This window comes from Lentzea indica (assembly GCF_012184385.1).
Lineage (GTDB): Bacteria > Actinomycetota > Actinomycetes > Mycobacteriales > Pseudonocardiaceae > Lentzea > Lentzea indica.
Genome location: NZ_VSRL01000071.1, coordinates 1 through 13,335, shown reverse-complemented (window position 1 = coordinate 13,335; position 13,335 = coordinate 1). Strand labels below are relative to the sequence as shown.

General features: G+C 67.9%; 14 protein-coding genes and 1 pseudogene. 3 read left to right on the top strand and 12 right to left on the bottom strand.

What is annotated here, in order from left to right; genetic code table 11:
* Positions 1-35 precede the first annotated feature (35 nt).
* The 10 genes and pseudogenes from FXN61_RS56430 to FXN61_RS56425 all read right to left on the bottom strand — a co-directional run bounded on the left by FXN61_RS56430 (position 36) and on the right by FXN61_RS56425 (position 8,421).
* A pseudogene (locus FXN61_RS56430) lies at positions 36-733 on the bottom strand (sirohydrochlorin chelatase).
* Positions 730-1,602: an ABC transporter permease gene (locus tag FXN61_RS20610; RefSeq protein ID WP_167975684.1), complete on the bottom strand. Its 873-nt coding sequence runs from the start codon at positions 1,600-1,602 to the stop codon at positions 730-732. The pseudogene FXN61_RS56430 and the gene FXN61_RS20610 overlap by 4 nt, the downstream one beginning before the upstream one ends.
* On the bottom strand, positions 1,586-2,368 hold the full coding sequence (locus FXN61_RS20605; RefSeq protein ID WP_167975683.1) for an ABC transporter ATP-binding protein: 783 nt from the start codon (positions 2,366-2,368) through the stop codon (positions 1,586-1,588). The genes FXN61_RS20610 and FXN61_RS20605 overlap by 17 nt, the downstream gene beginning before the upstream one ends.
* 20 nt (positions 2,369-2,388) lie before the next feature.
* Positions 2,389-3,438: an ABC transporter substrate-binding protein gene (locus FXN61_RS20600; RefSeq protein ID WP_167975682.1), complete on the bottom strand. Its 1,050-nt coding sequence runs from the start codon at positions 3,436-3,438 to the stop codon at positions 2,389-2,391.
* Between the two features lie 14 nt (positions 3,439-3,452).
* Positions 3,453-4,796, bottom strand: a complete 1,344-nt coding sequence (locus FXN61_RS20595; protein WP_167975681.1) for a sulfate adenylyltransferase subunit 1 — start codon at positions 4,794-4,796, stop codon at positions 3,453-3,455.
* On the bottom strand, positions 4,797-5,702 hold the full coding sequence (gene cysD / locus FXN61_RS20590) for a sulfate adenylyltransferase subunit CysD (RefSeq protein ID WP_188135293.1): 906 nt from the start codon (positions 5,700-5,702) through the stop codon (positions 4,797-4,799). It lies immediately after the preceding gene.
* On the bottom strand, positions 5,699-6,394 hold the full coding sequence (locus tag FXN61_RS20585) for a phosphoadenylyl-sulfate reductase (RefSeq protein WP_167975679.1): 696 nt from the start codon (positions 6,392-6,394) through the stop codon (positions 5,699-5,701). Before FXN61_RS20585 ends, cysD begins: the two co-directional genes overlap by 4 nt.
* Positions 6,391-6,549 carry an Insertion element protein gene (locus FXN61_RS20580; RefSeq protein ID WP_167975678.1) on the bottom strand — a complete coding sequence of 53 codons (159 nt, stop codon included), beginning with the start codon at positions 6,547-6,549 and terminating at the stop codon, positions 6,391-6,393. The genes FXN61_RS20585 and FXN61_RS20580 overlap by 4 nt, the downstream gene beginning before the upstream one ends.
* Positions 6,546-8,225 carry a nitrite/sulfite reductase gene (locus FXN61_RS20575; protein ID WP_281360556.1) on the bottom strand — a complete coding sequence of 560 codons (1,680 nt, stop codon included), beginning with the start codon at positions 8,223-8,225 and terminating at the stop codon, positions 6,546-6,548. The genes FXN61_RS20580 and FXN61_RS20575 overlap by 4 nt, the downstream gene beginning before the upstream one ends.
* A 109-nt stretch (positions 8,226-8,334) precedes the next feature.
* A complete protein-coding gene (locus FXN61_RS56425; RefSeq protein ID WP_376770691.1) occupies positions 8,335-8,421 on the bottom strand; it encodes a putative leader peptide in 87 nt (28 codons plus the stop codon).
* A gap of 172 nt (positions 8,422-8,593) precedes the next feature.
* On the opposite strand from FXN61_RS56425, the gene hemW reads away from it, so the two are divergent.
* Positions 8,594-9,802: a radical SAM family heme chaperone HemW gene (gene hemW / locus FXN61_RS20570; protein WP_167975676.1), complete on the top strand. Its 1,209-nt coding sequence runs from the start codon at positions 8,594-8,596 to the stop codon at positions 9,800-9,802.
* On the opposite strand, the gene FXN61_RS20565 is transcribed toward hemW, so the two are convergent.
* Entirely contained in the window at positions 9,803-10,030 is a 228-nt protein-coding gene (locus tag FXN61_RS20565) for a hypothetical protein (RefSeq protein ID WP_167975675.1), read from the bottom strand.
* Positions 10,031-10,040: 10 nt separating this feature from the next.
* A complete protein-coding gene (locus tag FXN61_RS20560) occupies positions 10,041-11,795 on the bottom strand; it encodes a hypothetical protein (protein WP_223165529.1) in 1,755 nt (584 codons plus the stop codon).
* A 174-nt stretch (positions 11,796-11,969) separates the two neighbouring features.
* Here FXN61_RS20560 and hrcA point away from each other — a divergent pair, with 174 nt between their 5' ends.
* Both hrcA and FXN61_RS20550 read left to right on the top strand, forming a co-directional pair.
* On the top strand, positions 11,970-12,992 hold the full coding sequence (gene hrcA / locus FXN61_RS20555; RefSeq protein WP_167975674.1) for a heat-inducible transcriptional repressor HrcA: 1,023 nt from the start codon (positions 11,970-11,972) through the stop codon (positions 12,990-12,992).
* Between the two features lie 43 nt (positions 12,993-13,035).
* A partial coding sequence (locus tag FXN61_RS20550) for a DnaJ domain-containing protein (protein WP_167975709.1) occupies positions 13,036-13,335 on the top strand: 300 nt, incomplete at its 3' end.

Here is a 13,335-nt window from a genome sequence, read left to right as displayed (position 1 = left end):
GCAACTGCACCCAACACCCCAGCCATACCTCCGAGTCAGGCGGCGACCGACTGCCGCGCCAACGCCTCGTCGTACCGGTCCAGCACCAGCTGCGCGACCTCGACGTCGTCACCCAACGGGCGCGCCACCAGCGCACCAGGAGCCAGCGAGGCGACCTTGTCCGGCAGCAACCCCGGCGCGAGGAACCACGACGCGACAGCGATCCGCGAAGCCCCACGAGAACGCAACCGCTCGATCGCCTCCGGAACGGCAGGCGAGGCGATCGACGCGAACGCCGCCTCGACCCCGGCCCACCCGGACTCGCGAGGCCCACCGCCGGGCGACGCGGCGCCACGGCTTCGTTGGCCGGGCCGTGCGAGGAGCCGGCACCGGCGAGCACCACGCCCAGGGACCTGTCGCCGAAGGAGACGCCGGCCTCGGAGAGCCGCCGCAAAGCCGCGGACTCCAGCCGCGGGTCCGGCCCCAGCACGTCCGTCACGACCGCAGGCACGCGTGACTCGGCGACTGCGGCCGGAACGTCGACACGTGCGTGATAAGCCTTGCCCAGCAACAAAGGAACGACCACCGCGGGCCCGCGCAGCACATCGCTCAACCGAGGCGCGCAGAGATCCAGGAAGCAGCCGCGCACGTCCAGCTCCGGCCGCAACGACCGCACGACGTCCAGCAAGGAGTGGATCGACGCGGCCGATCGGGGATCACGACTGCCGTGCGCGACAGCGACGAGCGGAATCACAGCGCTCCAGTCAGTCCACGGGCCCGCAGCACAGCGCGCTCCAACGGCCGGAACAGCAGCAGCTCGATTCCGATGCCCACCAACAGGATCAGGAAGATCGCCGCGATCACCATGTTGATGTCGTTCAAGGACGACCCGTTGTGCAGGTACTGCCCGAGACCGGTGCCCAACTGGGGCGAGGTCGCGATGATCTCGGCGGCCATCAGCGAGCGCCACGAGAAAGCCCAGCCCTGCTTCAGACCCGCCAGATACCCCGGCAGAGCGGCGGGCAGCAGGATGTGCCGGGCCGACGCCAGCCGTCCCGCGCCCAGGGCACGTCCGACGCGAGGCAGCAGCGGCGGGATCTGGTCGATGCCGGCCACCAGGCCGTTGGCGATCGACGGCACCGATCCCATCAGCACGACGAAGTAGATCGTCGACGGCGTCACGCCGAACCACAGGATCGCCGCCGGAACCCAGGCCACCGAGGGAAGTGACTGCAGGCCCGTCAGCAACGACCCGATCGCCGCGCGCACCACCCGCACCTTGGCGATCAGCAACCCCAGCGGCGTCGCGATCAGCACCGCCGCGATGAACCCGAACACCGCGCGGTGCAACGAGGTCCACAGGATGCTGAACGCCTCGCCGGTCGACACCGAGCGGACGATCTCGTTCCACACGTCGACCGGTGCCGGCAGCTGGAACTCCGGCAGCAGAGCCGACGCCCACAACGCCTGCCACACGCCCAAGAGCAGTGCGAAAGCGATGATCGGTGGCACGCCGGTCTTGAGGAAACGGCGCCAGATCGGCGGCTTGTGCGCCTCAGCGGGCACATCCAGCGCGTCGAGGCCGGCGCCGACCTTGTCGAGCGTGTCAGGAGGCGTGGCCACTGATGACCTCTCGCAGATGGGTGTTGATCTCGTCCACCGTGTCAGTGTTGTTCTTGGAGTCCGTGACGTCCCACTCGCGCACCACGCGGCCGGGGCGCGAGGACAGCAGCACGACGCGCTGGCCGAGGCGGACGGCCTCGCGCACGTCGTGCGTCACGAAGATGATCGCGGTGTTCGTGGTCTCCCACACGCGCAGCAGCTCGCTTTGCAGCACGTCACGCGTGATGGCGTCCAGAGCCGCGAACGGCTCGTCCATCAGCAGCAGAGCGGGAGCGCCGTCGGGAGAGACGGTGGTGGACGCCAGTGCGCGAGCCAGAGCCACGCGCTGACGCATGCCACCGGAAAGCTCGTGCGGACGCTTGTCCGCGACGTCGCCGAGCCGCACCAGCTTCAGCAGCTCCAGCGCACGACGCTTGCGCGCCAACCGGCCGACGCCGGCGAAGCGCAGCGCCAGTTCCACGTTGCGGGCAGCGGTGAGCCACGGCATGAGCGCGGGCTCCTGGAACATCACGGCCGGGCGCGACGTGTTGAGCTGCAACTCACCCGACGTCGCGCCGTCCAGGCCGGCGACGATGTTCAGCAGCGTGCTCTTGCCGCAGCCCGACGCGCCGAGAAGGCACACGAACTCGCCCGGCTTGACCTTCAGGTCGACGCCGTCGAGCGCCACCACAGCCGAGTTGCCGTGGCCGAACACCTTGCGGACGCCGGCCAGTTCAACGGCAGTATCCACAGTAGACAGAACAGTGGTCTCGAGCGTGGCGGTCATGTCCGTGTTCCCCTCGGAAGTTACTTCTGGTCCAGTCCGGCTGCTTGCACCTGCGGCTTGCCCTGTGCCTGAAGAACCTTGTTCAGCAACGTGAAGTCGGCGTACCCGGCGACACTCGCGGCCTCCTTGGCCACGCCTGCGGTCACCGCGTCCTTCGCGAGCTGCGGGAACTGCTTGGCCTGCGCGTCGGTGGTCAGCTCGATGTTGTCCCACGCGGCGTCGAGGATCTTCTGGCCGAGCTTCTTGGACGTGAGCTTCTCCAGCGCCGCGTTGACGGTCGTCTTCGCGTCGTCCTTGTTCGCCTTCGCCCGGTCGGTGGCCGCGACGTGACCCTTGAGCACGGCCTCGACCGTCTCCGGGTGCTCCTGCAGGAACTTCGTCCGCACGATGACCACCGTGGTCGGGAACTGCCCGCCCTCCCACAGCGTCTTCTCGTCCAGCAGCACCTTCGCGCCGGCCTCGGCGACGAGGCGCGCCGCCCACGGCTGCGGCGCCCAGGCGGCCTGGACGTCGCCCTTCTTGAACAGGTCGAGCGTGGCGGCGTTCTCCACGTTCTGGACGGTGACCTGACCGGTGAGGTTCTTTTCCGCCAAGTACTTCTTCAGCGACACGTCCTGCGTGTTCGCGAGCTGCGGAGTGGCGACGACCTTGCCCTTGAGGTCCTCGATCGAGTTGATCTCGGGCTTCACCACGAGCTGCGCGCCACCCGAGGTGGCGCCCGCGATGAGCTTCACGGCCTCGCCCTTGGACTTCGCGTAGGCGTTGATCGCCGGGCCGGAACCGATGTAGGCGATGTCGAGCGACTCGCCCAGCAGCGCGTTCACCTCGTCCGGACCGGCGTTGAACGTCTGCGTGGTCAGCTTGGTGTTGCCGAGTTCCTTGGCGAACAAACCCTTTTCGACGCCGATCAGCGCGGCGGCGTGGGTGACGTTCGGGAAGTACCCGAGGCGAACCTCGGTCGCGGCACCCTTCGACTGGGCGGCGGGCGCGTCTTCGGTGCCGCGGCGGCTGCAACCGGACAGTGCCGTCAGCGCGATGAGCGCGATGGCGATTGCGGGCTTGAGGTTCACGTCGGCATGGCCTTTCAGGGACCGGGGGAGACGAGGGCGTGAGCGTCAGGGGTAGCCGCGCTACCCCCGGTACAGCTCTCCAAGCCGTCCTCGAGCAGCGGCAGCGGAGCCCCGACCAGGCCGGCGGCGAGCGTCGAGCCATCGCTCGCGTCGATCACCAGGAAGGACCCGGTGCGCCGGCTGAAGCTGTAGTCGTCCAGCGGAACGGGTTCCGCCAGACGCAGAGCCACTCGGCCGATCTCGTTTAGCTCCAACGAGCTGGGGCTGTCCACACTGGACAGCTTCTGCTCGTCGAAGCGGTCGCGCAGTTCGGTGACCATCGCCTGCACGGTGCGCGTGCCGTGCTTGACGAGAACTCGGGCGCCGGGCCGCAGCGGCTTCTCCGCGAGCCAGCACAGGGTGGCGTCCAGTTCGTCGGTGACCTTGGGCTCGTTGCCCGCCACCGAGATCAGGTCGCCGCGCGAGATGTCGATGTCGTCGGCCAGCAGCAACGTGACCGACTGGCCCGCCGCAGCCTCGGTCAGTTCGCCGTCGGCCGTGTCGATCTTCGTGACGGTCGAGCGGCGGCCCGACGGCAGCACGACGATCTCGTCACCCGGCTTGATCGTGCCCGCCGCGACCAGACCGGCGTAACCCCGGTAGTCCAGGTGCTCTGCGGTGCGCGGGCGGATCACGTACTGCACCGGGAAGCGGAACGGCGCGTCGTGCGGGTCCGGCTCGACCGGCACGTTCTCCAGGTGCTCCAGCAGGGTCGGGCCGTCGTACCACGGCGTGTTCGCGGACTTGTCCACGACGTTGTCGCCGGCCAGAGCGGAAACCGGGATCTCGACGACCGCGTCCTCGGTGTAGCCGAGCGCGGTGGCGTGAGCGGTGAACTCCTTGGCGATGCGAGAGAACGTCACCTCGTCGTAGTCCACGAGGTCGATCTTGTTGACCGCCAGCACCAGGCGAGGCACGCCCAGCAGTGCGAGAACCGCGGCGTGGCGCCGGGTCTGCTCGATGACGCCCTTGCGCGCGTCGACGAGCAGTACCGCGAGCTGCGCGGTCGAGGCGCCGGTGACGGTGTTGCGGGTGTACTGCACGTGGCCGGGGGTGTCCGCGAGCACGAACGATCGCTTGGGCGTGGCGAAGTAGCGGTACGCCACGTCGATCGTGATGCCCTGCTCCCGCTCCGACCGCAGGCCGTCGACCAGCAGCGACAGGTCCGGGGTCGCGAGACCGCGGTCGGCGCTCGCGCGGTGCACGGCGTCGAGCGTGTCCGCGAGCACGGACTTGGTGTCGTAGAGCAGCCTGCCGACGAGCGTGGACTTGCCGTCGTCCACACTTCCCGCCGTGGCCAGCCTCAACAGGTCGCTCATTTAGAAGTAACCCTCCCGCTTGCGGTCTTCCATGGCGGCCTCGGACAGCCGGTCGTCGGCACGCGTGGCGCCGCGCTCGGTCAGTCGTGACGCGGCGACCTCGGCGATCACCGCGTGGATGTCGGCGGCGTCGGACTCGACGGCGCCCGTGCAGGAGCCGTCACCGACCGTGCGATAGCGGACCGTCTTGCGCAGCAACGTTTCGCCTTCACGGGCGGTGCCCCACGGGCCTTCGGCGAGCCACATGCCGTCGCGCAGGAACACCTCGCGCTCGTGCGAGTAGTAGATGTCCGGCAGCTCGATGCCCTCGCGCTCGATGTAGTTCCACACGTCGAGCTCGGTCCAGTTGGACAGCGGGAAGACGCGGACGTGCTCACCGGCGCGGTGCCTGCCGTTGTAGAGGTTCCACAGCTCTGGCCGCTGGCGCTTCGGGTCCCACTGGCCGAAAGCCGTGCGCAGGCTGAAGATCCGCTCCTTGGCGCGGGCCCGTTCCTCGTCCCTGCGGCCGCCGCCGAACACCGCGTCGAACTTGTGCGCGGTGATCGAGTCGAGCAGCGGCACGGTCTGCAGCGGGTTGCGCGTGCCGTCCGGGCGCTCCTCCAGGCGGCCGTCGTCGATCCAGTCCTGGACCTTCGCGACCTCGAGACGCAGACCATGTTGTGCGACAACACGATCGCGGAACTCGATGACCTCGTCGAAGTTGTGCCCGGTGTCGACGTGCAGCAGCGGGAACGGCACCGGCGCCGGGTAGAACGCCTTGATCGCGAGGTGCAGCAGGAGCGTGGAGTCCTTGCCACCGGAGAAGAGGATCACCGGCCGGTCGAACTCGCCCGCGACCTCGCGGAAGATGTGGATCGCCTCCGATTCGAGGCGCCCCAAGGTGTCCAGTGTCTTTGTGACGGTCATCCGTGCAACCCACATTCCGTCTTCGACTGGCCGGCCCACCGGCCGCTGCGGGCGTCCTGCCCCGGCAACGGCTTCGCGGTGCACGGTAGGCAGCCGATCGAGGGATATCCCTCCTGCACCAGCAAGTTCTCGAGGATGCCCTTCTCGCGGATGTAGGCGTTGAACTCGTCATCGCTCCACGGCGCGATCGGGTTGATCTTCACCAGGCCGTTGCGGTCGTCCCACTGGACGATCGGCGTGTTCGCGCGGGTGGGCGCGTCCACGCGGCGCACACCGGTAACCCACGCGTCGTACTTCGCGAGCTCCCTGCGCAGAGGAACCACCTTGCGCAGGTTGCAGCACTTGGCCGGATCCGTCTGGTACAGCAGGCCGAACTCGGCCTCCTGGTCCGCCACGGACTGCTCGGCCGCGGCGTTCACGATGCGCACGTCCGGGTAGACGACACCGACGGCGTCACGCACGCCGATGGTCTCCGGGAAGTGGTAGCCCGTCTCCAGGAACAGCACGTCGAAGTTCGGCTTCACCTTGGCTGCGAGGTCGATCAGCACGGCGTCCTGCATGTTCGACGCGACGATGTAGTTGTCGCCGAACGTCCGCGCGGTCCACTCCAGGGCCTCGATCGCGGTGGCGTCCCTGAGCTCCTGCTCGGCCGCCTCAGCGACGATCTTGAGATCTTCCTTGAGATCGCTCACTTCTTCACCTCCTGCGGCAGGTTGAGCCCGACGAACTGGACCTTGAAGACGCGCCGGCAACCGGCGCACAGCCACGCGTAGCTGGGTTCCTCCTGCGGCCGGAGGTCCTCGTCGCCGCAGTAGGGGCAGTAGAACGGCGTCGCGCGTTCGGTCACTTCAAGTCACCCTCTTCGGCCCTCGCCACCCACTGCGCGAAGCGCTCGTCTTCCTCGCGCTGGGCAACGAAGTTCCGCACAACCCGTTCGACGTAGTCGGCGAGCTCGTTCGCGGTGACCTTGTGGCCGCGCAGCTTCCTGCCGAAACCGGCGTCGAGGCCGAGACCGCCGCCGAGGTGCACCTGGAAGCCCTCGACCTGGTTGCCCTCGTCGTCCGTGACGATCTGGCCCTTGAGCCCGATGTCCGCGGTCTGGATGCGGGCGCAGGAGTTGGGGCAGCCGTTGATGTGCACGGTGATCGGCGCGGTGACGCCGTCGACGATGTCCTTGAGGTTGGCTTCGAGCTGCGTGACGAGGTCGTTGGCACGGGCCTTGGTCTCGACGATCGCGAGCTTGCAGAACTCGATGCCGGTGCACGCCATCACACCGCGCCGCCACGGCGACGGATCGGTCTGCAGGCCCAGCTTGGCGAGGTCGCTCTTGAGCGTCTTGACCTCGGACTCGGGGACGTCGAGCACGATGATCTTCTGCTGCGGAGTGAACCGGACGCGGGTGGAGCCGGCGCGTTCGGCGAACTTCGCGATCTCGACGAGGATCGTGCCGGACACCCGGCCAGCGACCGGTGCGGCGCCGACGTAGAAGAGGCCGTCCTTCTGTTCGTGCACACCGATGTGGTCGAGTTGCTGCGCAAGGACTTCCGGCGCGGGGCCGTCGATCATCTTGCGCTTGAGGTACTCGTCCTCCATGACCTGGCGGAACTTCTCAGGGCCCCAGTCGGCGACGAGGAACTTGATGCGCGCGCGGTGCCGCAGCCTGCGGTAGCCGTAGTCGCGGAAGACGCTGATGACGGCTTCCCACACTTCCGGCACCTCGTCGAGGGGCACCCACGCGCCGAGTCGCTTGCCCAGCATGGGGTTCGTGGACAGGCCGCCGCCGACCCACAGGTCGAAGCCGGGTCCGTGCTCGGGGTGGTTGACTCCGACGAACGCGACGTCGTGGATCTCGTGCGCGACGTCCTGCAGGCCGGAGATGGCGGTCTTGAACTTGCGCGGCAGGTTGGAGAACCGCGGGTCGCCGATGTAGCGCTCGAGGATCGTGTCGATCGCCGGCTGCCCGTTGATGACCTCGTCGGTGGAGATGCCCGCCACGGGCGAACCGAGGATGACACGCGGGCTGTCACCGCACGCCTCCATCGTGGTGAGCCCGACATCTTCGAGCTGCTGCCAGATCTTGGGAACGTCCTCGATCTGGATCCAGTGGTACTGGATGTTCTGCCGGTCGGTGATGTCAGCGGTGTCGCGGGCGTACGTCTGGGAGATCTCGCCAAGGACCTTGAGCTGCTGCGTAGACAGCGCACCGCCGTCGCTGCGGACGCGCATCATGAAGAACTCGTCGTCCAGCTCTTCCGGCTCCAGCGTGGCCGTGCGGCCGCCGTCGATGCCGGGCTTGCGCTGCGTGTACAGGCCGTACCAGCGGAACCGTCCGCGCAGGTCGGCCGGGTCGATCGAGTCGAAACCGCCGTGGGCGTAGATGTTCTCGATGCGGGCGCGGACGTTGAGCGGGTTGTCGTCCTTCTTGCTCCGCTCGTTGGGGTTCAGCGGCTCTCGGTAACCGAGCGCCCACTGCCCCTCGCCGCGACGCTGCTTGGCGCGCGGTGACGTCTGCGGCGGGACCATCGCCATCCTCCGGGGTTCGAGGCGCCAGGTGCGCGTGCGAGCCCGGAGGTGCTTGTGGTGGGGGTCTCGTCAGCGCGCCGGGCGCCGACGGGAACAAATCAGCGCGCGGTCATGCCGTGCAACGGCACATCGCGCTGGAAACACGACGGAAGTCGACGTGGCGGCGGGCCACGAGGCGGACTCCAGTCGAAGGCATGACCTCAGTGTGCCTGGCGTCCAGAGCATGGTCCACCGCCAACCGCATGCTGGGATTTTGCTGGGGAAGTTGACATTCTCGGCCGGTTTCGCAGAGTGATACTTCTGTCACCGACAGAGATGTGCACTGGCTGGGCACCGCCGTTCGGGCGCCGTGGTGGACACTGAGCGTCATGCCCTCCGCTTTGCCCGAAGGCGAGCCCGCGCCCGCCGACGGTTCGCTTCCTCAGGATGCCCTGTCCGGCGTCGGTACCCGCCCGTTCGGCATCTACGTCCACGTGCCGTTCTGCGCCACCCGGTGCGGCTACTGCGACTTCAACACCTACACGCCCGGCGAGCTGGGAACCTCGGCGTCGCCGGAGTCGTGGCTGGAGGGTCTGCGCCGCGAGCTGGACCTGGCCGCTTCCGTTCTCGGATCTCCGGTGCCCGCGTCGACAGTGTTCGTCGGCGGTGGTACCCCGTCGCTGCTGGGCGCCTCGGGCCTGTCTGATGTATTGGATGCGATATATCAGTCGTTCGGCCTGGCTCCTGGCGCCGAGGTGACGACGGAGTCGAACCCGGAGTCGACGTCGCCGTCGTTCTTCGCCGGTATACGTGATGCGGGATACACCCGCGTCTCCCTTGGTATGCAGTCGGCAGCTCGCCACGTGCTGCAGGTCCTGGACCGCAAGCACACGCCTGGCCGTCCGGTGGACGCCGCCAGGGAGGCCCGCGCGGCCGGCTTCGAGCACGTGAACCTCGACCTGATCTACGGCACGCCGGGGGAGCAGCCCGCTGATCTGAAGGCGTCCCTGGACGCGGTGCTGGATGCCGGCGTCGACCACGTCTCCGCCTACGCGTTGATCGTGGAGGACGGCACCGGCCTGGCCCGCCGCATCCGCCGCGGCGACCTCCCGATGCCCGACGACGACGTGCTGGCCTCGTCCTACGAGATGGTCGACTCGGCGCTCTCCGGCGCGGGCTTCTCCTGGTACGAGGTCTCGAACTGGGCCACCTCTCTTGAGGCGCAGTGCCAGCACAACGTCCTGTACTGGAAGGGCGCCGACTGGTGGGGCTTCGGGCCCGGCGCGCACAGCCACGTCGGCGGCGTGCGCTTCTGGAACGTGAAGCACCCTGCTCGCTACTCGTCCCTGCTGGCCGAGGGCAAGTCGCCCGCGGCCGGGCGTGAGGTGTTGTCGGACGAGGACCGGCGGGTGGAGCGGGTGCTGCTGGAGCTGCGCCTCGCCGAAGGTCTGCCGATCGAGGTGCTGGACACCGCCGGCCGTTCAGAGGCTCTGTCGGCGGTCGCCGACGGGTTGCTCGAACCGCTCGACGACCGCTGCGTGCTGACCGACCGGGGTCGCCTGCTCGCCGACGCCGTCGTCAGGCGGCTGCTGCCGTAGTCACCGGGCGCGCAGGTCGTGCTGACTGCGCGCCTCGGTGATGACCTGCCCGTCTTTGCGATACGTCACGGTGCCCCACCACAGCCCGTCCTCCCGCCGGGCCGCCTCCCAGATCACCGTGCCCTGCCACCACTCGCCGTCGTCGAGCACCAGACAGGCCTTTCCCGGTGCCGACGGCGGCTCGCCGTGCCTGACCACTGACAGGTGCCTGCGCCTGTCCTCGTCCATGGTTTGGACCCTAGCGACCGCCACCGACAAAAACAGGTCGTGGCACCTTGATGTTGGAATAGCGGTCCCATCCCTCGGAGATCCGCTTGCCGTAGAGATCGGCCTGAGCGGCGTCGATCACCCAGTTCCACTCCCCGGTCGGTGGCGCCGGATACGCCCTCACCTGTGCCGCAACGGACTGAGCCTCGTCCAGACCGTCCCAAATGGACTGTGCGAGGGATGTGGCTGGCTGCTGGACGTAAATTCGGTAGCCGAAGTACGCCTTGGCGACAGCCCTGTGCAGCCTGGCGGTCAGCACGGTCCGTTCGAAGTAGGCCTTCAGCTGCGTGTAGTCGTTGGGGCGCAGCAGCTTCCGGACGTGCTCGATGTCGCGCAACGAGGCTTCGGCGAGCTTTACGCCGTGGTTCTTCTCGACGTTGAGGTGATCGAGGTACACCTGCGTCATCAGGTTGCCGAGTGTGACCCAGCCGCGGTCGAGCACGTACCCGGCCTCGCGCCGCAGTACGCCGTCGGTCTTGCAGTGCGGCGGCGCCAGGTGGTTCGCGACGTCGATCCAGTAGTGGAAGCTCTTGTTGACGCCGTGCCGGACGTGTGTGACAGGTGGGTCGATCCACTTGCCGGACACGCTGCGGTGGTAGCTGGAGCAGTACGGGTCGTAGTCCAGGCGCGAGTGGTTCGCGCTGTTGCTGCCCAACGTGTACAGCGTCGACGTGATGATCTCCGGTGACCGTGCCAGTGCCCGTGCGACGTGCGGTGCTGCCAATAGCCCGTACTTGCGGGCGGCGAACTCCAGGTAGATCTGCGAGTTCGAGGCGCCTTCCGATGCCCGCTTCAGCGCGAACAGGTTGATCTCGGTGGGCGTGTTCGTGATCCGCGACTCGTCGTAGCGGTCGGTGCGGGCGACGTAGCCGATCACGTTGGGGAGCTTGCGGTAGTGGCGCAGGCGGTCGGCGTGCTCGGCGACGAACGCGTTCGCGATCTTGCCTTGGCCGTTGTACTCGCCGGTGGTGTCGTACTCGATGAGCACGGGGCGCTTGATGCGCGGGACCGTGACGTCGATCGGGTGCGTCAGGAAGAAGTCGTGCGGCTGCGCTTTGGCCATCACGCGGACGCGCTTGTTCTGCACGCGGTCGATCGCGCCGATCGTGCGTTCCATCTCGGCCGGGTAGTAGCCGAACGTGCGCAGGTAGAGCAGCATTCCGCGTTCGTCGATCACTGATGCGATCTGGTCGACGAGGTACGCGAGCTTCTCCTCGGCGGTCTTGAGACGGGTGGAGTGCTGGTTCTCGACGCGGGCGCCGGTCTCGATGAACGTGAGGATGATCGAGTCCACCCGCGGCACCAGGTCGAGCATCGCGCGGTAGTCGCCCCGGAACCAGTCCCAGAACGCCGGGTTGTCGAGGTCGATCGTGCCGTTCGGCCCGGTGCGGAACTCGGCGGGGTAGTAGGTGAGGCTGTAGAGGGCGTGGTCCCAGGCCGCGACCTCTCTGACGCCAGACGAGTGGGCCAGGTCGGTCAGCCGGTTCACCTGCGCCTGTCTGCGTGGGTCGCGGACCTCCTGCAGGTCGTGCACCACCTCGTGGGACAGCTGCAGGTGGTTGACCCGGTACTTCCTGGCGGAGGCGATCACCTCGTCGGCGCCCGCGTCGCTGTCGGAGAGGATCGTCCAGCCCCTGATCGAGTTGCGGATCGAGTCGTGCGCCGCCGCGACGCCAGGCGGCGCGAGCAGCATCACTCCCAGGAGCAGACACCAGAACTTGCGCATGCGCACCCCTCACAGAACCGGGGCGACGGCGTCTCCACCCAACGGTTGACCGAGTCGTCAGTCAAGGGAACCGGCGAGTTCTGCGGTGTTTACATCCGCGGCCGTTCAGAGCGGGCACCGCGCCGGAAATCGGCTGGGTAAACTCGGGAGTAGTGGACACGGAGGTGAGCAGCGGTGAACGCCGATGAACGTCGGTTCGAGGTGCTGCGCGCCATCGTTGCCGACTACGTGTCCAACCAGGAGCCCGTCGGCTCGAAAGCGCTGGTCGAACGGCACAACTTGGGTGTGTCGAGCGCGACCGTGCGCAACGACATGGCCGCGTTGGAGGACGAGGGCTACATCGCCCAGCCGCACACCAGTGCCGGTCGTGTGCCGACGGACAAGGGCTACCGGCTCTTCGTCGACAGGCTGAGCGAGATCAAGCCGCTCTCGCAGGCGGAGAAGCGGGCCATCCGCAGCTTCCTGGACGGGGCGCTCGACCTCGACGACGTGATGCGCCGCAGCGTGCGGTTGCTCGCGCAGCTCACCAGGCAGGTCGCGGTGATCCAGGTGCCGACCCTGTCCCGCGCGGCCGTGCGGCACCTGGAGGTGCTGCCGATCACGCCGTCACGGCTGATGCTCGTGCTGATCACCGACACCGGTCGTGTCGACCAGCGGATCGTCGAGCTGGGCGACGTGATCAGCGAGGAAGCCGTCGCGAAGCTGCGCGGCGTGCTGAACCAGGCGATGGCCGGTCAGCGCCTGGCCGACGCCTCGGCCAAGGTCGCCGAGCTGCCGGAGGAGGTTCCGCCGGACCTGCACGACCCGATGCTGCGGGTCGCGACGGTGCTGATCGAGACCCTGGTGGAGCACCCGGAGGAACGGCTGGTGCTCGGCGGCACCGCGAACCTCACCCGCAACATCACTGACTTCCCCGGCTCGCTCCGGCAGGTGCTGGAGGCGCTCGAGGAACAGGTGATCGTGCTCAAACTGCTCGCCGCCTCGCGCGACCCCGGTCGCGTGCTGGTGCGCATCGGCGAGGAGAACGAGGCCGCTGAGATGCGCAGCACCTCGGTGGTGTCCATCGGCTACGGCAGCCGTGACAATCTGCTCGGGGGCCTCGGCGTCGTGGGACCGACGCGGATGGACTACCCCGGAACCATGGCGGCCGTGCGCGCGGTCGCAAACTACGTCGGTGAGATCCTGACAGGTCGTTGACCAGAAACTTCTTGCACTTGAGATGAACACGAAAGCGAACAAGGTGGCCAGGGATTACTACGGCATCCTCGGTGTCTCGCAGAACGCGACACAGGATGAGATCAAGCGCGCCTATCGCAAGCTCGCCAGGCAGCTGCACCCGGACGTCAATCCCAACGAGGAGGCCCGCTTCAAGGAGGTGACGGCCGCCTACGAGGTGTTGTCGAACCCCGAGAAGCGCCGCGTCGTCGACCTGGGTGGCGACCCGCTCGACTCGGCGGGTGGCGGACGCGCGGGCGGTGACCCGTTCGCGGGCTTCGGCCTCGGCGACATCATGGACGCCTTCTTCGGCGCCTCGACCGGC